Annotated in this window: 9 protein-coding genes; 8 read left to right on the top strand and 1 reads right to left on the bottom strand. The window is 61.8% G+C overall.

What is annotated here, in order from left to right; genetic code table 11:
- Positions 1 to 204 precede the first annotated feature (204 nt).
- Complete coding sequence (locus tag AC1P6P_RS16150) at positions 205 to 603, top strand: hypothetical protein (protein ID WP_481403474.1); 399 nt, start codon at positions 205 to 207, stop codon at positions 601 to 603.
- On the opposite strand, the gene dusA is transcribed toward AC1P6P_RS16150, so the two are convergent.
- A complete protein-coding gene (gene dusA / locus AC1P6P_RS16145) occupies positions 600 to 1,586 on the bottom strand; it encodes a tRNA dihydrouridine(20/20a) synthase DusA (protein WP_481403473.1) in 987 nt (328 codons plus the stop codon). The genes AC1P6P_RS16150 and dusA overlap by 4 nt on opposite strands.
- A gap of 376 nt (positions 1,587 to 1,962) precedes the next feature.
- On the opposite strand from dusA, the gene AC1P6P_RS16140 reads away from it, so the two are divergent.
- From AC1P6P_RS16140 to AC1P6P_RS16110, 7 genes are all read left to right on the top strand, one after another.
- On the top strand, positions 1,963 to 2,862 hold the full coding sequence (locus AC1P6P_RS16140; RefSeq protein WP_481403472.1) for a hypothetical protein: 900 nt from the start codon (positions 1,963 to 1,965) through the stop codon (positions 2,860 to 2,862).
- 368 nt (positions 2,863 to 3,230) lie between these two features.
- On the top strand, positions 3,231 to 13,445 hold the full coding sequence (locus tag AC1P6P_RS16135; RefSeq protein WP_481403471.1) for a hypothetical protein: 10,215 nt from the start codon (positions 3,231 to 3,233) through the stop codon (positions 13,443 to 13,445).
- A gap of 85 nt (positions 13,446 to 13,530) precedes the next feature.
- The gene (locus AC1P6P_RS16130) at positions 13,531 to 13,791 is read left to right on the top strand and encodes a hypothetical protein (protein ID WP_481403470.1); all 261 of its coding nucleotides are present in this window, start codon (positions 13,531 to 13,533) and stop codon (positions 13,789 to 13,791) included.
- On the top strand, positions 13,788 to 14,357 hold the full coding sequence (locus tag AC1P6P_RS16125) for an invasion associated locus B family protein (protein WP_481403469.1): 570 nt from the start codon (positions 13,788 to 13,790) through the stop codon (positions 14,355 to 14,357). Before AC1P6P_RS16130 ends, AC1P6P_RS16125 begins: the two co-directional genes overlap by 4 nt.
- Positions 14,354 to 14,887, top strand: a complete 534-nt coding sequence (locus tag AC1P6P_RS16120) for an invasion associated locus B family protein (protein WP_481403468.1) — start codon at positions 14,354 to 14,356, stop codon at positions 14,885 to 14,887. Before AC1P6P_RS16125 ends, AC1P6P_RS16120 begins: the two co-directional genes overlap by 4 nt.
- A gap of 63 nt (positions 14,888 to 14,950) precedes the next feature.
- A complete protein-coding gene (locus AC1P6P_RS16115; protein WP_481403467.1) occupies positions 14,951 to 21,205 on the top strand; it encodes a hypothetical protein in 6,255 nt (2,084 codons plus the stop codon).
- A gap of 31 nt (positions 21,206 to 21,236) precedes the next feature.
- The gene (locus tag AC1P6P_RS16110; RefSeq protein ID WP_481403466.1) at positions 21,237 to 21,614 is read left to right on the top strand and encodes a hypothetical protein; all 378 of its coding nucleotides are present in this window, start codon (positions 21,237 to 21,239) and stop codon (positions 21,612 to 21,614) included.
- The last annotated feature ends 376 nt before the right edge of the window (positions 21,615 to 21,990 follow it).

The raw sequence follows: 21,990 nt of genomic DNA, 5'->3' as shown, positions 1-21,990 counted from the left end.
GTCTCGCTGAACCAGGCGGTCACCAGGGTCACGACAGCCAAAATTGCGAAGCCGCGGTTCAAGGCGCCCTCGGGTCCGGGGGCGGAGAGGTAGCGCTGCACCGCCGCTGCGGTCCGCCTGCCGATGTCGGTTACACGCATGTTCGCCCTTTTCCCCAGCCGTGATAGGCTCGGCCCCTGCCGCCCGTCAACCGATAGGGCTTTCATGCTGCGGTACGGCTATTTCCAGGACTTCAGCAGCGGTCCGAAATTTATCATCTGGGGTGGTCCCGAAGACGTGGCCCGCCTGTACGAGGCGCTGTCCCTGGCGGCCGAGGGCGAGGCGCCAGAATCGCTCGCCGACATCACCGCCAGCCGCTCGGTCGATGGCTCGTCGGTACTGTTCGAAACCGTCGGCGAGGCGGAAGGCATTGTACGCGACGAAGTCGAACCCGACATCTTTCATTGGCGCCTGGATAAGGAAGGCTGGTTCGATTTCCAGACCCTGATCGAGCCGCTGACGCATCGTTCCGCGCGCGGCCACCACTATCTCGAGAGCCGCGCCGGCGAGGACATCGTCGTGATGGTCAGTTGCGGCGAGTATTCCGACGATCTCAAACCTTAGGCGGTTTCGAGCCGCGGGGCGCCGACCCTCGCGATCGCCTCACGCAGCACCTCGACGCCCGCCTCGTGCCGGGGCGCGTTTTCAGAAAGATAACGGCGGAACTGGCGCGCGCCAGGGCGGCCGTGGAAGACGCCGAGGATGTGACGGGTCATGGCATTGAGCGGCACACCTTCGCTGCGCTTTTTCTCGACATAGTGGGTGAAGGCTGTCACCGCGGCATCGACGTCGCGCGCCGCTTCGCCGTAGAGGCGCGCGTCGACCTCGGCCAGCAGCGCCGGCGATTGGTAGGCGGCGCGGCCCAGCATGACACCATCGACATGGGCAAGGCATGCCTCGGCCGCATCGAGGTCGGCGACGCCGCCGTTGAGGACGATGGTCAGTTCGGGATTTTCGCGCTTGACCGCATAAACGAGGTCGTAATCGAGCGGCGGCACGGTGCGGTTGTCGCGCGGCGACAATCCGGCGAGTAGCGCCTTGCGGGCATGAACGATGAAGATGGTCGCCCCCGCCGCCTTGCACTTGGCGATCATCGCCCGCAGCGATTCTTGCGGGTCCTGGTCGTCGACGCCGATGCGGCATTTGACGGTGACCGGAATGCTGACGCGCGCGGCCATCGCCGCAATGCACTCGGCGACGAGATCGGGCTCCAGCATCAGGCAGGCACCGAACTTGCCCGACTGCACCCGGTCCGACGGGCAGCCGACGTTGAGATTGATCTCGTCATAGCCAAAATCGGCCCCGATCGCGGCCGCTTCGGCCAGCAACGCAGGTTCGGAGCCGCCGAGCTGCAGCGCTACCGGATGCTCGGCCGGGTCGTATCTCAGCAGCTTGTCGCGGTCGCCACGGATCGCTGCCTGCGCCGTCACCATTTCGGTATAAAGGCGGGCGCGCGCCGACAACTGGCGATGGAATACCCGGCAATGCCGGTCAGTCCACTCCATCATGGGAGCGATACAGAATTTATGCGTTTGAATTGGGTGCATTATTTTTATCAGTTAGGGACTTAAACGTGAACGTGCGCCCTCTGTTGTATCCGAAACACGCCCATTTTACTCCAGTTTCTTCACCCCAAGGTCCGGTGTGGTCGTCTCGTGGTCTCTCCTGCTCCGCGGCAACCTTGCCGCCATCAGGAAGGAAATCCACCTATTCCTCTGTTCAAATTCGCGAGGCCAGCTCTCCGCCAGGCGAGTAAACGTCCCGGTTGCGGCCAACTTCGGCGGCAGATGGCCGCTATGCCACCCCTTTCTATCGACACGAACAACTCCTACTTTCGACGAATTAAGAAAGGGGGGAGGTCGGCGATGGGAGTTTTCGTCATCAATATGGCGTCACGTTCCACCAGCGCCGCCAATACAGGTGATGTCGGTATTCGCAAGCCAAACCCAAACAGCCCCCCATGTCTTAAACCGCATCGCCGCGAATTTTATGCTGCGCTGTTTAACACAGGTTGGCGCGTTATACCGCGGTAATGCAAAACACGGCATTGCACTGCTCGCCATCGCACAGGCGAGCGGACATGCGAACACGCTTGCAAAGTCCGAACGGCCGGTCGGCATCAGGGCGATGTCGGAATCGCTCTATGCATCCTATGAAACGACCCGCCGCTATGTTGCGGTGTTGACGCAAGCTGATTTGTGCAAAAGGACGAGCACCGGCGGGGTTGCAATTGCAGTAACCGATCTCGCTCAACTCGGAGTCGCGCGCTTGCGCGCCGAGGTTCTTCATCGATATGTGCAAATGCTAAGCGAGCTTAAGTCTGTCGGCGTCGAGTTTCCGGACGCGCGAGGGATTCCGGATGGCGACGATATTCTTGCCGAAAAACAGTCCCACTTGGCCGTTGTGGCATCGAATTTTCTGTTGCGGCTGCTGGAAGTGTACTTGCCCCTGTTCGACGGCAATTTGACCACGGCGGCTATCTGGACAACCATATTTTGCGAGAGCGTTGCGAACATCACCTATGATAAAGAGCTGACCTGGAAATTCGGCGGATTGGACGATTTGCCGCCGGACGATTTGCGTTGTGCGCTGAGTGCGATGGCAATTTCGCGGCGTCTTGGTATGTCATCTGAAACCACACGACGCCACATCGCCCTCCTTACCAAACGGGGTCTTTGTGAGAGGGTAAGCCACACAGGTTATGTTTTGCCCCGTGCGTTGGAACGTTTGCCGCACATCTTGATTATCAGCCAATTGAGCGCCGTGCGTTTGTTCCAGTCATTGGAAGAATTATCGCGGGGCAGAATTTGCCCGCCTTGTTAGTTGGATGAAGCCAAGAAGTCCGGCGCATGCACGCCGCGGAATCGAACCGTGCGCGTGAGGCGCGGGTGCTCCGCACATTTATGCATTTTCTGAGGATGCTGAGAGGTGATTGCAGCTACGTGCTTCTGAGTTTGCAAAAGCCAAAGAAATTTAAATTGGAAAAATTGTAAGCGAGTGCAATAGCAAAGTAGTTATAAGACCTTGGATTTCTTACACTTATCCGATTACAATTAGTATCAAATGCAACTAAATTGCATTTAAATAACTCATATTGAGCCATTTGCGGGTGGCTTTGGCTCCAGCGACATCGGTATTCAATTAAAGCCGAGACGTGTCGGCTGGCTAAACGGGTCCACATCGGGGGGTCTATGCAGACGTCTATCAGCGCCCAAGCGCGTTCCGCTCTTTCCACCACCATCATTCGTTCACAGAGCGGCGATTCGCTAACCAAACCTCTGTCCGCACGGACAAGGCTCCTGATGTCGTCGGGCCTCACCGCACTATTGTTGTCGGCCGTTGCAACATCGCAGCCCGCATATGCATCGTGCTCGGTCAGTGTTGGTGGCACCATCGTGTGCGGAAACACCATCACGACCAACACGACTAACCTTAACGGTGCGTCTGCGGCGTCGTCCGACGCAATCCAGTTCTGGAATTCGAACACTCCGATCACGGCGTCGGTCACCGGTGGCGCCACGGTCAGTGGTTTCGGGCTCGGCCTGCAAGAGGGTAGCGCGCTCACCGAAACGATCACCCTGGTAAATAACTCCGGCAGCACGATCGAATCGCTTAATGGCGTGGCAGTTTCGCTGGTAGGCAACGGCGGCAACATCGCCTACTCGGGCGACGGCTCCGTCTTTAGCTTGGTGGCCGTCGGCATCAGCGCCAGCAACGCGCTCACGGGCAGAATCAATATTGTCACCACTGGTTTCATCTCCGCCGGTGATGGCATCGGCGGCGACGATTTTGGCGTCGCGACGAATGCCGTGAATGGGGTGACTACGATCGACCTGACCGGCGGCACCATCCAAGGCGACCTGTTGGACGGAGCGGGGATCTACGCGCGGTCGGTAGGCGGCAGCATCGGCATTACGGCGCAGGATATTGGTGGGAGTCTCGCCTATGCAGGGACAGGTATTGATGCAGCGATTAGCGGCAGCGGCACCGGCGTAATCTCCGCCACCGTGCTGGGCAGCGTTTACGCTGACGGAAATGCCATCAATGCGCAGAACAACAATACTGGCGGAGTTGGGTTCAATCTCAACGGTGGCGCCAATCTATACGCTTCCGGCAGCGGCGAATATGGGCGTGTTACCGGCGCTGGTGGCGCGATTACTGTCACCAATGCTGTCGGTTCGTATATCGCCGCCACGACCGGCGTTGATGCGCAAATACTCAATAATGCCGACACTGCCAATGTGACGGTTCATCAGAACGGTACGCTCGAAGCCAATGGCACGGGCATCATTGCGGCGACCTACGGCACCGGCGGCGTGTTGGTCGACGGTTCGGGCGGCGTGAGCGGGGGCAATGGCATTGCCGCCCTATCGATCGGCGGCTCACTCGACGCCTCGGGCTATGGCATCGCGGCCGCCAATCTGGGTACGTCAGGCAGCGTGACCGTTAGTGGCACGGGCTCGACCGAGGGTACGGTTGGCATCGAAGCATTCATCTACAACAGCGGCAATACGTCGAGCGTTCTGGTTGATCGTTCGGGCGCCATCTACGTTTCCGGAGCCGGTGGAACGGGCGTTGATGCCTATACGGCGGGCAACGGCACGGTCACGGTGCAGAATACCGGCGCGATCACCGGTGTCGATGTCGGATACGGCATCAACGCCACCAGTGCCGGCGGCGCAGTGCTGGTGAAGAACGTTGGTCCGATCTCGGCCGATACTTCCACCGGGTACGGCATTTCGGCTAATGGCTATGGCAACGTCACGGTCGACGGCACCGGCTCTATCGCGGCTGGCGCGTTTGGAATTTTTGCCCAATCGACCGAAGGCAGCGTTCTGGTCACCAATACGGGCGCGATCAGTGGCGCCGAAGGCACTGGCATTTTTGCTCATGCCTACGACCACGGTAACGTTACGGTTACGCCGGGTTCGACGGTGTCGGGCCTGACCGGCATCGACGCCGGTGCGATGAACGGCGGGAATGTTACCATTACAACGGCGCTTGGCGCCGGAGGTAACGTTACGGGTAATGATGGTGATGGCGTTCTGGTCCAAGTGCAGGACGGCACCATCAATCTTACCAATAATGCGGCGTTGATTTCCGGCACCAATTCGGGCGCCGAGCTCAGTGCCCATGGCGGCGGCGTGATAACCGTCACGGGCTCTGGCGCGTTCGCTGGATCCGATGATTACGCGATCCTGGCGACGCAGTCCGGTGTTGGACCGGGAACCGGCGTTGGCGGTATTGTGATTGGTGGTACGGGCGATGTCTCAGGTGATAGCGGCGGAATTTTTGCGTCGATTACCAACGCATCGAATCATTCAAACATTTTGGTCGACCGCACAGGTTCCGTATCGAATTGGTTGGCGGGCAGCGGCGATGGGATTCGCGCCACCACCGCGGGCGACGGCAATGTCAGCGTCGTCAATCCGGGTGACGTGACGGGCAGCGATGCCGGAACCGGCATTTACGCGTCTTCGCAAGGCGGCGCGATCCTTATCCAGCCGGCAGGTTCGGTTCGCGGCGGCGCCGGTGTGTACGGTGCCACAAATGGCGCGGGCACCGTGACGGTGACAACGGCCTTTGGTTCGCTGGGCAATGTCACTGGCGATGCCGGCGACGGCGTTCAAACCAGCGCGCAGAATGGCGTAACAGTCATCACAAACAACGCGGCCGCTATCAGCGGTAGCGTTTGGGCTTCGGTTTCGAATTCGACCGGCCTTGGCACAATCAGTATCCAGGGCGCGGGCAATTACGTCGGTGGTACATCCGGCGGCATCGGCGCGTTTGTGAGCGGCACGGGTCCGGCTTCCGGCAATGCGATTTTGGTCACCGGCACGGGCACAACGTCGGCGACAACTGGCGTTGGAATCGATGCGGAGATCTCCAACGTCGCCAATCATGGCAATATTCTGATCAATCGCTCAGGTGCGGTGTCCGTCGCTGCCGGTGGTGGCAGCGGCATCATCGCAACCACCGCTGGCGATGGCGCTGTGACCGTCACCGGCGTGCTCGGTGTGACGGCGGGAACGGGTGCCTCGGCGATTGGCATCGATGCACAATCGCACGGCGGCAGTGTCCTCGTAACGCCAGCGGGCCAGGTTAGCGGCGGCAATGGCGTCAATGCGACGACCACCGGCGCGGGCTTGGTTACCGTGACGACGTTGCCGGGTACATCTGGCAACATCACCGGCCTGAATGGCTTTGGCGTCAATACGTCGGCCCAGAACGGCGACACCGTCATTAGCAACAACGCCGCTGCGATCAGCGGCACGACCTGGGCGTCGGACTCGGCGGTCACCGGGTCGGGGCTGATTACGGTGCAGGGCGCGGGCAATTACGTTGGCGGCACAGCCGGCGGCATCGGTGTGGTCGATTCCGGCATCGGTTCCGGTCCGACGGCAACAGCCATCACCATCACGGGTTCGGGTAATACGTCGGCGACGACGGGTTACGGCATCTACGCCTCGATCACTAATTCCGGCAATCAGTCCGATATCCTGGTCAATCGCACCGGCACTGTTTCGGTGGCGTCTGGCGGCAAATCGGGCATTGTCGCGGCGACCTCCGGCATCGGCGACGTGACAGTCGTTCATGTTGGCAACGTGACCGCGGGCACGAACTCGTCCTACGTTGGCATCGACGCAGAATCGCGCGGCGGCAATGTTGCCGTTGATCTGTCGAGCCCCTTGCACCTGACTTCGACGGTGACGGGTGGGAACGGCGTTCTGGCGTCGACGCTGGGCACGGGTACCGTCAACGTCACGACCTACGGCGGAAGCACCGGCAATATCACTGGCGTGGCGGGCTTTGGTGTCGAAACGTCCGCAGTTAATGGCGATACCAACGTTTACAACAATGCGACGACGATCAGCGGCACGACATGGGCCGAGCGTTCGTTCGTATCGGGTACGGGCAAGGCCCTTGTGACCGGATCGGGCGACTATGTCGGCGGAACGGGGGGCGGTATCGGCGTCAGCGATTCCGGAACCGGCCCAGGAGCGAGTCTCTCCGCGATCCTCATCACGGGCAGCGGCAATACCAGCGCTACCACCGGCGTCGGCATATCGGCGGTGATCACCAACAACCTCAATGATGCCAATATCGTGATTAACCGCTCCGGGACGACCACGGTCGCTGCCGGCGGGTTGTCGGGTATTCTCGCGCTCACCGCTGGTACGGGAAACATCTCCATTACCGGCATTGGCAACGTTCAGGGCGGCACGACCGGTACCAACCGCGGTATCGGCGCGCTGAGCAGCGGTGGTGATATCCTGATCACGCCGGCTGGAACGGTATCGGGCGCGATCGGTATCGGGGCCGCGACGACTAATAGTGGCGATATCGCGATCACCACGGCCACAGGAGCGGCGGGTAACGTCACCGGCGTTTTGGGCAATGGTATCGCGGGCCTTTTGGTCGACGGCGATTTGCTGATCACGAATAGTGCGGCGACGGTCAGTGGTGCGACAACTGCTGGCCGCGGAATTGTGCTTGGGGCCGGAACGGCCACCATCACGGGTTCTGGAAACTACGCCGGCGGAACGGTGACTGGCATCTGGGTCACTGACACCGGCACCGGCCCGGCAGCCGGCGCCAACGCGATCGTCGTCAGCGGCTCGGGCAATACCTCGGCCACGACTGGCGCAGGCATTGTGGCCGAAATCACCAATTCTTCGAATGCTGCGAACATCCTGGTCAACCGCTCCGGCACGGTGAATGTGATGGCGGCGGGCGGCGACGGCATTGCCGCAACGACCGCGGGAATAGGCGATGTTACGGTCACTGGCGTCGGCAATGTCACAGCCGGAACCGGTGTCGACGACGTTGGCATCTTGGCGGCATCCTCGGGCGGCAACGTCCTTGTTACGCCGGCGGGTACGGTATCTGGTTATCTTGGTATCGACGCCGAGACAGCTCTCAACGGCACGGTGACCGTCACCACCGTTGGCAACATCACCGGTTCCACTGACGACGGCATCCGGGCCAGGTCGGTTGATGGCGATATCGCCGTGACGACCGCCGCGCTCACTACGGTTGCGAGCCTCGGCTCCGGAGACGGCATTGATGCCCGCGCTTCGGGCCTCGGCAACGTCACCATTCTTGCCAACTCGGCGGTGAGCGGCGATCCGGCCGTCTATGCGACCAGCGTGCTTGGCAATGTCACTGTTACGGCCAATGCATCGACGACTGGCCTGCTCGACGGCATCTATGCTGGTTCGACCAGTGCCTCCAGCACCGGCAATGTATGGGTCGGCGGAACCGGAAACGTCACCGGCGGTACCAATGGTATCGAAGCCTTCGCCAATGGCTCCGGCACGGTCAGGGTGACCGGTTCGGGCAAGACGACAGGTTCGAACGGCTACGGGATCAGCGCCCTGTCGACGTCGGGTGACATTCTGGTCGACCGTACCGGCACGATCAGCGGCACCTACGACGGCGTCCATGCGGCAGCGACAGCGGGCGGCAATATCACCGTGGCCGGCGTCGGTAATGTCTCCGGTGGTCCAAGCTTTACGGGTATTTCGGCCGTTGCGACAGGCGGCAATGGCAACGTCGTTGTTACACCGGCCGGTACGGTGGTGGCAGGTATCGGCATCGGCGCCTCGGCGGTCGGCAATGGCAATGTTACGGTTACGACGGCATCCGGCGCGGCCGGCAATGTCACCGGGACGTCGTCAATCGGCATCGCCGCCTCAGCCGTCAATGGCACGGTGACGCTCACCAACAATGCCGCCACGGTGTGGGGCGCCACGCTTGGCGCGAGCGCCATGGCGACGGGTTCTGGCAACGTCGTTGTCACTGGAAGCGGCACTTACACCGGTGACACGGTTGGCGGCATCTACGCTTCCCTCTCTGGTGTCGGTCCGACGTCCGGCAATGGCATCCTGATTAGCGGCGCGGGCAACACCAGTGCGACGACGGGATTTGGTATCAACGCCCAGATCACCTACCCTTCGAGCTCGAACATCATGATCAACCGGACCGGCACGGTCTCGGTGGCGCCCGGGGGTCTAGATGGAATCGATGCGACGACCGTTGGCTCGGGCAACGTTACTGTCACGGGCGTCGGAAATGTTACGGCCGGAACCGGTGCCGGAACGGTGGGCATCTATGTCCGGGCGTATGGCGGCGGCAACGTTGATGTCGAACCCGCCGGCACGGTGTCGGGCGACATGGGCATTTACGCCCACGCCACAATGGCCGGCACGGTGAATGTTGTTACGGTCGGCAATATCACCGGCCTCACGCAGGATGGCATTCACGCGCGTGCGGTGGACGGAGATATCAACGTCACTACGGCAACCGGGACCACGGTCCAGAGCCTCGGCACCGGGGATGGCGTTGATGCGCGCGCTTGGGGCCTTGGCAACGTCACCATCCTGACCAATTCCGTAGTCAATGGTGACCCCGGCATCTACGCTACGAGCGCGTTCGGCAATGTCTCCGTTACCGCGAATGCTACGGTCACGGGCCTGCTCGACGGTATCTATGCGGGCGCCACCGACATGACATCGGCGGGGCAGGTATCGGTCGGCGGCACGGGTGCCGTTATTGGCGGCAGCAACGGCATCGAAATATTTGCCAATGGTTCAGGCAATGTCACCGTCACTGGTTCAGGCAATACGACAGCCACCGGAGGTGTCGGCGTCCTCGCATCGACAATTACCGGCAATGTGCTGGTCAATCGCACGGGCACGGTAAGCGGTTCCGCGGATGGCATAAGTGCAATTTCGTCCAGCGGCGGCAATGTCACTGTCACCGGCACGGGCAATGTCACGGGCGGCTCGAACTGGACCGGCATTTATGCTTCTTCCTCCGGCGGTAATGGCAATGTCGTCGTGACGCCGGCCGGAACGGTTTCGGCCGGTCAGGGCATCGTGGCCACGGCTGTCGGGAGCGGCAGCGTGACTGTCACCACGGCTTCGGGCGCCGGCGGCAACGTCACCGGCTCGAATCTGCAAGGTATCGTGACCAATGCCGTCGACGGCGATACGGTCGTGACGAACAATGCCGTTGCGGTCAGCGGTGCGTCTTACGGTGCTCAAGTCGTTTCGACCGGTCTTGGCAAGCTCACTGTTGCCGGTTCTGGAATCTACTCAGGCGGAACGGCAGATGGCATCATGGTCGTGTCGAGTGGAATCGGATCGGGTGCGGCAACGAGCGGTATCCTGGTCACCGGCAGCGGCAAGGCGGCCAGCGGTTCCGCCATTGGTATAGATGCGGAAATTCTCAACGCTGCGAATGCCTCGAATATCCTGATCAATCGCACGGGCACTGTCAGCGGCGGTACCGCGGGTATTTCCGCGATTACCAACGGCACTGGTGATGTGTCGGTCACCGGAGTCGGCAACGTCACGGGCGGCAACAACTACTACGGCATCATCGCTGCCGCCACGGTCGGCAATGTTTCGGTGACGCCAGCGGGCACGGTTGTCTCCGGTGGTGGCATCCAGGCGGGGACGGGTGGTACCGGGACTGTGACCGTAACGACGGCTTCAGGCGCCGCGGGGAATATCACGGCAACCAACGCCAGCGGACCTGGCATCAATACGTCGGCAGTGGATGGTGGCACGGTTGTCACCAACAATGCGCAAACTGTTTCCGGAAGTTGGGCCGCGTATTCAGTATCCTTGGGGCTTGGCAAGCTGACCATCACGGGTTCCGGCACGTATGCCGGTACGTCGGGTGGCGGCATTGCTGCCAACGCGGCTGGATTGGGTCCGGTGGCCGGTCAGGATGGTATTCTGATCGGCGGTGCGGGCAATACCAGCGCCACGACGGGCGTCGGCATCACGGCCAGCATCACCAACGCTTCCAATGCCTCCAACATCGATATTACTCGCAGCGGAACGGTCACTGTTGCGGCGGGCGGTCTGGACGGTATTGACGCCGTGACTGTCGGCACCGGCAATGTCATCATTACCGGCGTCGGCAACGTGGCAGCGGGAACCGGCGCGACGCGCTACGGCATCAAAGCGCAAGCGGCGGGCGGCAATATCACCATTAACACGGCCGGCACGGTTAGTGGCGGCGGCACTGGCATCTCCGCGCTGACGACGGGCGCCGGCGCCATCGGCATCACTGCCGCCAACAACGTCACGGGTACGGCGTTGAACGGCATCGCGACATCGGCGGTGAACGGCAACACGCTGGTAACCGTCAACGGTGGTACCACCTCGGCGGTCGGCGTGGGTTATGCGGCGGTCAACGAAGTAGCGACCGGCGTCGGCAATTTGGCTCTTACTGTCGCGCCTGGCGCCACCATCTCCGGCGGCACTACGGCGATGGCGGCCAAGTTGGTCCAATCCGGCACCGGCACGATCGGGATCGCCAACTCCGGTACGATCACGGGCGCCGGGACACTTGCGAACCCGGTGATCTACGTGTCGGCGACGGGTACGAAGACGATCACGATCACCAACAACGCGGCCGGCGTTATCTCATCGGCGAACACGACGGCCAACAACCGCGCGGCGGATATGGCGATCTACACGCCTGCGACCACTGGCGTGTTTGTCATCAGCAACGCCGGGACGTTGAACGGCGAAATCGCGCTCTCGAACCAGACCAACTCGCTCGCCAACTCGGGCACCTGGAACGTTCGCGACAACGGCGCAACGGTAGGTGCGGCGTTCGGCACCAGCGGTTCCAACGCGCTGACCAACTCCGGTACGCTCAACGCCGGCAACGCGCTGGCGGCCGCCACAACCAACTTCACCGGGCTTAACACCATCGTCAACGGCGGCATCATCAACGCCGGTCTCTACGGTGCGGCCGATGTAACGACCTTTAGTGCTTCCGGCGGCGGCCAGACCGTCACCAACTCCGGCACGGTCAATGTGCACGGTTCGGCGGCGTTCGTCGGCAACTCGACCTCGAGCTTCACCAACGCCGTTGGCCTGATCAATCTGCGTACATCCGGTGCAGCGACCACCGACCAGGTGACGCTGAACGCGACCGCGGTGAATAACACCTACACTCCGGGCGCGACCTACAACTACGCCGGCGGTAGTGGCGCTCGCCTTGGCCTCGATACTTTCGTCGGTTCCGCCAGCTCGACGGGCACCAGCGTACCGTCCGACCGTCTGGTCATCAGCGGCACCGCCACCGGTTCGACAAGCATCCTCGTCAACGACACCAACACCGCTTCGGGCGCTTACAACCCGGTCGGTATCACACTGGCGGCGGTGAATGGCACGAGCTCCAACGCCTTCGTGCTCGGAGGTCTCACGGCCGCTCCCAATACGGCTGTGCTGCAGGCCTCGCGCGGTCCGATGGGGGCCATCAAGAAGGGCTTCTGGTTCTATCCTCTGCTGCAATCAACGCATGCCGAAGCGACATCTGATGGTCTGACAGGCCCGAACTCTTCCGAATATCGCCTCTATGGCCTGCCGGACGTTGAAGTCTTCGAACTGGGTCTGGCGGCGACGGGCGCGCAGAATGTCTGGTACGAAAGCAGCCAGGCCGTCACCGAACGTCAGCAGGAAGTGCGCAATGATTGGGCTTATGGCAACACCACCAGCGCGCCCAATTTCTGGATGAAGGTGACCGGCAGCTGGACCGAACGCACTAATCCGCTCCACGGCTTCGGTTCCTACGTTTCCGCTGCGAGTTCGATTGTACCGGTGGATACAAGCTTCAACCAGGACTTGCTTGCGGTGCAGGTCGGCGTTGATCGAGCAACCCATAACCTTCTCGCCGACGGCGATCAGTTGGTCGTGGGCGCAGGCGCCGGCTATGTCAGTTCCGACCTCGACTTCAAATCCTCGGGCAATTCCTTCGGGTACAGCGGCGTGACGCTGCACGGCTCGGCGGACTACTACGTCGGCAAATTCTTCCTCGACGTGATGTTGAAGGGCGATCTGCTCAGCGTGGACTACAAGTTCAACACGCTATCGCCGTTCGGCTACGCCGCACCAAAGGGCAATGCCGATACATGGGGCGTGATATCCAACGCCGGATTCCACTTCGCACTCAGCGACAATGCCAAGTCATTCTTCGAACCAATCGTGTCAATTTCCTATCTGGATGCCGGCGTTGACCAGTTTTCGGTCTTGGGGACAACGGCGAAATTCACCGACGGTGACTCGGTGCGTGGTGCGATCGGTGCACGTCTTGGCGGCGTTCTCTCAGACCAAGGCGGCTCTGTCCTGACGGCGTCGCTGACGGGACGTTATTGGGACGAGTTCGTTACGCACACCAACATGACACTGACGTCGGCAGGTCCGGCGCTATCGTTCGACGACAACAGCCGTGAAAAGGGCTTTGGCGAAGTTGGTGGCAGCTTGAACCTGTCAGGCTCGTCCTGGGGTGGCTGGTCGGGCTTCATCAGCTCTAGCGCCAAGTTCAACAACCAGTTCACCGAAGTCCAGGCCAGCGGCGGCCTTCGCTACAAGTGGTAATCAGAAATGTTCCGGAGCCGGGAATGGGCTCGGCTTCGGAACTGTCATTTCGCATTTTTCCGCAAGCACCTCAGCAGAGACAGACATGATTGCCAAAAACCAGACATTCTCCGACGTCACCGTTCATCTCGACGGTTCCTCCTTTTATGATTGCACGTTCGAGCGCTGTGCGATCGTGTTCTCGTCGCTAATTCCAACGACACTGCACAATCCAAAATTCATCGACTGCAAGTGGCAGGCAATTGGCCCGGCACTGCTGACAATCGAGTTCATGGCATCGCTATATCGTGTCGGCGCCAGGGATCTGATCGAGGCGACGTTCAAGACTATTCGCGGCGAAAAATGATCAGTATTCCTCGCATAGTTCCGGTGCGTTTGGCCGCCACTCTGGCCGTGGCCACCCTGCTCGCGGGGTGGATCGCGCGCGGTCTGGTGAACCCGGTGGCGGAAGGCGCCTCGATCGTCGTCTTTGGCGATTGGCGCGTGACTTGCCCGGCGCGAGCCCAGGCTGACAAGAATTGCAACGCATCGCAGGACTTGATCGATCCCAAGACGGGATCGTCCGTCGTTCGCGTGACCGTCTCCGCTGACGAGAAGGATCCGAGTATCGACGTCCTGGTGCCGCATAACGTCCTGCTGCCGAAGGGCCTCGGCCTGAAGATCGGCAGCAGCGAATTTAAGCCTTACCCCTACCGAACCTGCAACGACGCGGGGTGTGTGACCACCATAAGACCCGCAGCCGACCTCTACCGCTCGGTGCTCCGGTCCCACGAAATTGACATTTCCTTCGCTGATCTCAGCGGGCGGCCGATCGTCCGCAAGATGTCGGACACGGGCTATTCGCAGGCAGTCTCGGCAATGCGTGACGCCGAATCCAAACGCCATTCCTGGATCCGGAGGGTACTGTGGTGAGGTTTTTCCTTCATACCTTGGTGATGTTCACAGCCGCGGTATTGTTGTCGCGCGCATGTTTCGCCGCTGGTGCGCCTGAACTGGATCGTTTCGATGATTGGCAGGTTCGTTGCTTTGCCGTGAAATCGGTTTCTCCGTGCGATGCTCTGTTTGGGGCTTACCAAAAGGCGACTGGCCGTCGCATCGTCACGGTGTCGATCGCGTACGCACCGGTGCGCCAGTCCAGTTTCATACAAATCGCAGTTCCGCTCGGCATCGCCGTCCCAAAAGGCGTCACGGTGGTTGCCGGGGCTTATCGGTCATCGCCGTTTGAAGTTCGGCGTTGCGACCGCAATGGCTGCTTTGTTGAGGCGATCGCAGCGCCTGACTTTATCGCGGCGCTGAGAGCCAATAGTGATCAGAAGGGCAGCCTCGACGTTGTTGCCGACGGCGGCAAGCCTGTTTCACTGATTTTCTCGTTGAAAGGCTTTGCCAGAGCCTACGATGCCATGTTGAAAGCCGCCGAACGGCATACCAGCGGCGGTCAGTGAGTGGCGCGGTCGTTGGTCTTTTTTTGGGAGCGCCGACGCGCTCGAAGATAATTGGGGGCAGTGATGGGTGAGAACTCAAACGCAGTCGAATTCCGCGCCAATACGCTGGCTATCGTTAACCGGCCGCGGAGTGCGAGCCAAAGGAGCTTCGCCTCGCGCTTGCTGGCGACGACACTGGTCGGAGCCTTCATGCTGGCTTATCCGTTGGCCCGACCGGCGCTGGCGGCCAATATTTCGACGACCACGCCTACGGCCAATGGGGCGCTGGCAGCGAGCAACGCACAGCAGTCCACCTACGGCCTGAGCGACCATAACGGTGTGGGCCAAGGCGGTTGCGCCGACCAGTACACGAACAAGCTCAATAGCTTGGCGGACTCATCGAACTCGCACAATGATATTGCTGCTGCTGATGGCATTATCGGTGCCACGGCGGCAGTCGGCAATCTGGCTCTCGATATCGCTGCTGCAACGCAAGATACTGAAGAGTTCACCGCTGCTGGCGGCGGTTTGGTGGAAGCCTCGGTAGGCGTGGCCGTTCCGTTGGATGCTGGCGGAGCTGCCCCTGGTCTGGCCGAGGCGGGCGCGCAACTGATTGCGGCCGGTGTCGCGTCGGGCGTTTTGGATGCTGGGCTGGCACTAAACGTGGTTGGTACTGCGACCGGTCTTGATGGCGCCATCGAAGCCCAAACGGCGCAAAATCTTACCGATGATGCCCAGGCGATCACCGATTACACGTCGACTCTGCCGAGTTGCGATGCCGAATTCGCCGGCACGGTGAACGCGGACGCCAATGTAAACGTCGGCCAGGGTGTAGCGGCCGACGGCGGGGCCATCAACCTCGGCAATCCCGACGGCGTAAGCTATCAGGCCGGTATCACCCTCGGCGGCGGCGCCTTGTCTGGCGCCGGCGTGAGCGGCGCGTCTGACGGCTCAACCCTTGCCACGACTGACGATGTCAATGCTATCGCCATCGGCAACAGCGCAAACGCGTCGGGCAGCGGTTCGGTCAGCTTTGGTCTGACTGCCGATGCAAAAAACGCCGAGGCCATTGCCATTGGCGATGCCGCTGCCGCCTCGAACGGTGCCAGCACGGCACTGGGACAGAACGCAGCCGCCTCGGGCCTGCAGTCTATTGCGATCGGCCTGAATACCGTGGCGTCTGGCAGCAACGGTTTTGCGGCCGGCACCGGTTCGCAGGCGACGGGGGATTACAGCGTCGCGCTTGGCGATCCTAACATCGCCAGCGGCACTGCCAGCACAGCCATCGGTCACGATAACACGGCGGTCGGCAACAGTTCCATTGCGTTCGGCGACACCAATACGTCGAACGGCGACAGTTCCATTGCGCAGGGTGCGGGCAATACGTCCAACGGTCTCAACTCGGTAGCGCTGGGCGTTAGCAACGTGTCGGACGGCATCAACAGTATTGCCCAAGGCACAAACAATGCGTCCAGTGGCAACAACTCCATTGCGCTAGGCACTGGCAATACGTCGAGCGGGATCAGCAGTGTCGCCCAAGGCACCAACAATTTGGCCAGCGGCGATTACTCGATCGCACTCGGAACCAACAATCAGGCGACCAACACCAACACGATTGCCCAGGGCTATGACAACCTGGCCAGCGGCGTGAATGCGATTGCGCTAGGTACCGACAATACCGCCTCCGGGATCAACAGTGTCGCCCAAGGCACCAACAATCTGGCCAGCGGCGATTACTCGATCGCACTCGGGACCAACAATCAGGCGACCAACACCAACGCGATCGCGCAGGGCTATGACAACCTGGCGAGCGGCGTGAATGCTGTTGCGCTTGGCACGTCGAACGTGGCGTCGGGCGACAACGCCCTCGCGCAAGGCACGCGCAACACTGCTGATGCACTTGATGCCATCGCGCTCGGTACTGACAACGCCGCCAATGGCGTCCATAGCATTGCACAGGGTACCGAGAATACCGCCAACGGGTTCGATGCGATCGCTACGGGCTTCAAGAACCTCGCCGATGCCTATGACACGATCGCACTAGGCGCGGGCAACCAAGCACTCGGCGTTTCGTCGACGGCGCTCGGCGACAGCAACATTGCGCGCGGCGCCAATTCGATTGCGCAGGGCGTGCTGAACCAGACCAACGGCGACAACAGCATCGCGCTCGGCACCCAGAACGCCTCCAACGCGCTCAACAGCATTGCGGTAGGGATGTTCAACACCACCAACGGCGCCAACAGCATCGCGCAAGGCTTCAACAACTTGGCCGATCAGCTCGACGCTATTGCGATCGGTGACTCGAACCAATCACTGGCGGAAAACGCAATCGCCTTGGGTACCAACGACACGGCCTCCGGCCTTCATTCGTCGGCAATCGGTGTCGGTTCGACGGCGTCTGGCCTCAACAGCATCGCGTTCGGCGATCTCGTCACGGCGAGTGGCGCCAACAGTACGGCCATCGGTCAAACCGCGACCGCTACCGGCATCAGCAGTGCGGCGTACGGCGACAGCGCCGCCGCGACTGGCGATTTCTCATTGGCCAGCGGCTACGCCAGCGCTGCAAGTGCTACGGGCAGCACCGCGCTCGGTGCGGCTGATCTTGCGTCCGGCACGAACAGCCTTGCTGCGGGCGCATCAAACTCCGCCTCCGGTGCTTCCAGCACCGCAATCGGCGCCGACAATCTAGCCTCCGGCAGTTATGCCTTCTCAGGCGGCTTCAGCAACAATGCTAGCGGTACTGGCAGCATTGGGCTCGGCAGCAACAATATCGCGTCAGGCACGTTCGCGTTCGGCATCGGCGCGCAGAACCGCGCCAGCGGCAACAGTAGCGTCGCACTGGGTTTGGGCAATACTGCTTCCGGCTCCGATAGCTTGGCGCTTGGAACGGTCTCATCGGCGACCGGCGCCAGCAGTACCGCGATTGGTGACACCGCGAGCGCCAGCGCGGCCAATGCCACGGCAATCGGCACAAGCAGCGTTGCATCTGCTGCGAATTCAGCTGCGATCGGCGATTTTGCCCGCGCTGACGCGCTCAACACGTCCGCTTTCGGCAATTATGCTGTCGCCGACGCTTTGGGGGCGACGGCGATCGGCACCAATTCCACCGCCAGCGGCACCGGCTCGGTTGCGCTGGGTGAAGGTTCTCTGGCGAGCGGCGCTTCCGCCATCGCGTCGGGCGAATTGGCCCTCGCCAGCGCCGACCAAGCCTCGGCCTATGGTGATGCCAGCCACGCGACCGGCGTCATGTCGACGGCCAATGGCTTCAACACTCTGGCATCTGGCACCGCCAGCATCGCACAGGCGGCAAACGCCTCGGCCACCGGCAATTACGCGATCGCTACTGGCTATGACGCGAGTGCCAGCGGACTGGCATCTGCCGCGATCGGTGCATCTGCCTCCGCGTCCGGCACCGATAGCTTGGCGCTTGGTACCGTGTCGTCGGCCACCGGCATCAGCAGCATCGCCATTGGCGATACCGCTGGCGCCAGCGCAGCCAACGCGACGGCGATCGGCACCAATTCCATCGCCAGCGGCACCAGCTCGATTGCGCTGGGTAAAGGATCACTGGCGAGCGGCACTTCTGCCATCGCGTCGGGTGAATTGTCCCTCGCCAGCGCCGACCAAGCCTCGGCCTATGGTGATGCCAGCCACGCGACCGGCGTCATGTCGACGGCGAACGGCTTCAACACCCTGGCATCTGGCACCGCCAGCATCGCACAGGCGGCAAACGCCTCGGCCACCGGCAATTACGCGATCGCCACCGGCTATGACGCGAGTGCCAGCGGACTGGCATCTGCCGCGATCGGTGCATCTGCCTCCGCGTCCGGAACCAACAGCGCGGCCTTCGGCATGTTGGCGGTGGCGTCCGGAGTACAAGCGTCAGCTTTTGGCGCTGACTCCGCCGCTGCAGCAATCCAGGCGACGGCGGTTGGCACTTTTGCGAGTGCCAGTGCCGCAAGCAGTTCGGCCTTTGGCACCCACAGCACGGCTTCAGGTCTGTCGAGCCTTGCGCTTGGGGATCAGTCGTCAGCGAGTGGTGTTGCCAGTTCGGCTGGCGGTTACCTGAGTGTTGCGTCGGGCTCTGCCAGCGCAGCCTATGGCGCGCTTAGCAATGCGTCGGGCTCCGCCAGCGCAGCCTATGGCACGCTGAGCAGTGCCTCGGGGCTTTCGTCTTCGGCCTTTGGTGCCGCCAGCGTGGCCCAGGGAGCAAACTCGACGGCGATTGGCGTATCGGCTGCTGCGCTCAACGCATCGGCCACAGCTGTCGGCGATACCTCTCTAGCTTCGGGCGTCGGTGCGACGGCGGTCGGCACGACTGCCGCAGCGACCGGCGACCGCAGCAGCGCGTACGGTATTGCGGCGGCGGCAACAGGCCTTAGCAGCTTGGCCATCGGCGACACATCGCAAGCGACAGCCGCGGGCGCAATCGCCATCGGCTTATCGTCGAGCTCGACCGGAACCAATGCGATCGCGATCGGCACTGGTTCGCTGGCCACGGGCTCGGTTGCGGTGGGTGCTTATTCGCTCGCGTCAAACGCCGGTTCGGCTCTTGGTGACAACACCGTTGCGACGGGCATGGACAGTGCTGCGGTGGGCAAGTTTGCGACAGCGACAGCGACCTATGCGACTGCCGTTGGCACCTATAGTGTTGCCGATGCGACCAATGCATCTGCCTTCGGGGTCAATGCTTATGCGCATGGCGCCAACAGTGTGGCGTCAGGTGCCAATGCCGATGCCACCGGCGTGAGTAGCATTGCGGAAGGCGACAGTGCTCTGGCCACCGGTGCTCAAGCGATGGCCGTAGGCGCGGCGAGCAAGGCGAGCGGCCAAATGTCGGCAGCGTTCGGCTACGACACTTATTCGACTGGGGCCAACAGCTTGGCCATGGGTGATCACGCCCTGGCATCGGGCGCTTTGGCAACCGCATCGGGTTCGTCCAGCACCGCGAGCGGCGCGAAATCGGGTGCGTTTGCCGCCGGTAGCACGGCCAGCGGCGCCAGCAGCCTCGCGGGCGGCGACGCCGCCCTTGCCAGCGCCGATTACGCCGTGGCTTGGGGGGCGGGCAGCAATGCAACAGCAACCAATGCAACGGCCGGCGGACATAACGCTGTGGCGACCAGCGCTGGTGCTGCGTCGTATGGTTATGGCAGCTCTGCGACGGGAACCAACAGTTCGGCCGTGGGCGCGCAGGCGGCCGCATCCAACACCAACGCGACAGCAACAGGCTACTCGGCCACGGCGACAGGGTTGAGCAGCTCCGCCTACGGCGATAGCGCGCTGGCGGCTGGCAATTATAGCAGCGCCATAGGCCAGCTCGCTGCGGCCAGCGGCGCCAACAGTGCTGCGGTCGGCGCCAAGAGCAGAGCATCGGGCCTCAGCTCATATGCTGCCGGTTATTTGAGCTTGGCATCGGGCAGCAATGCGGTCGCGAATGGCTACAATGCTGCGGCGAGCGGTATGAGCAGCGTGGCGATGGGTGACAGCGCTCTGGCCAATGCTGGTTATTCAACCGCGATCGGTTCGTCCGCCCAAGCCACGGCGTTGAACGCCACGGCCGTCGGCCATAACGCCTACGCCTCCGGTGCGGAAACTGTGGCCTACGGCTACGGCAGCGTCGCCTCGGCGGATGGTGCGACAGCGACCGGTTCGTATTCACAGGCTTTCGCCACCAGGGCTGTTGCGATGGGCTACGGCGCCCGTGGTTACGGCGCCAGCAGCGTTGCCATAGGTGATGGTTCGCAGGCCAACCAGACCGGATCGGTCGCGATCGGCCAGGGATCAATATCCTCGTCGGTTGGCGGCGTCGCGATGGGCCAGGGCGCCCAGGCGAGCGGCACGACTGGATCGACGGCGGTCGGCTACAACGCGTCGGCGACCAACGGCGGTTCGGCCTATGGCTACGGCGCTACCGCAAGTGGCAACAATGCGACGGCGATCGGAAGGGGTGCAACGGCGACGTACGACGGGGCGGTGGCCCTGGGTTATGGTTCGATCGCGGACGCACCCAACACCGTGTCGGTCGGTTCAGTCGGGCATGAGCGGCGCATCACCAACGTCGCTCGCGGAACCCTCGGCACCGACGCCGTCAACCTCAACCAGTTGAGCGCCAGCATCGCGGCGGCCACTGCGATGGCCTCTCCGACCACGCCCTCCGCTCCTGGCAAGACAACCCTCAATGCCAATACATCGTATTATAACGGCATGGTTGGCCTCGGACTTGGTCTTGCTCATCGCTGGGACCTCTCCAATAATCCGGTTGTGCTGAGCGGCAGCTTCGGCGCATCTTCGGACTTCAAAGAGAAGGTGGGCCGCGTCGGCCTTTCCTTGGAATTCTAATTATGACTGTGCAGTCTAGGGTAACTGGGTGATGAATCGGATTATTGCGGCGGTCGTCGCGACGGCGATCGTTGTGGCTGTCGTTATGCTTTTGGTGGTGCGTTATGGCGGGCGGTCGCTGCTGCGTTCGGACAGCGACGCATCGAGCTCCATGGCACAAAGCCAAAATCAACCGCAACCGCCGCAATTTCCGCCGATGGAATTACAGGGGCAGTTTGCGGGCCCCTTGCAGGGCACGGTTATCCAGCGCTGGCGCGATCCGGTGGATGGCACGATCTGCTACATCTATTCGCCGATGGTTGTGCATCACAATCCGGCACCAGCGGGCAACGTCGAATACGGTTCCAATACGGTGGGCTCGATAAGTTGCATCCACGATCCCTCGGTCAAAGAGCGGCCCGCAAAATAAGGTCGACGAGGCATGGCGAGCCAGGTCCCGATTCTGGTTGAACTCGCCTTCGAGCATATCATCGCGATGATCGCCTTTGGCGGATTGAGCTGGTTTCGTGGTTTGATCTACTTCGCGCTATAGATAATTGGCTTCTTGCCGGGGTTCCTTGGTTGGCACCTTGGGCAATGCAGGGTGGCGTAGCCAGAGCGTAGTTGCGCGCCAAATGTGCGGCGAAATTCATCCTGCCGCCGTCTGCGGCAGATGATCGAGGTCGGCGTCGTCCGGCGTTCGTTGGTCTATCGCGCCGCCTCGCGCTCATGATGGAGCGGCGGGGCGAAATGCTCCAGGCATTGCTCGGGCGAGCAGGTCAGCGGCATGGTGGTCTGTAGCGGAC

This window comes from Rhizomicrobium sp., from assembly GCF_056722145.1.
The sequence above is the reverse complement of the archived record's forward strand: the minus strand, read 5'-3'. Positions and strand labels throughout refer to the sequence as shown.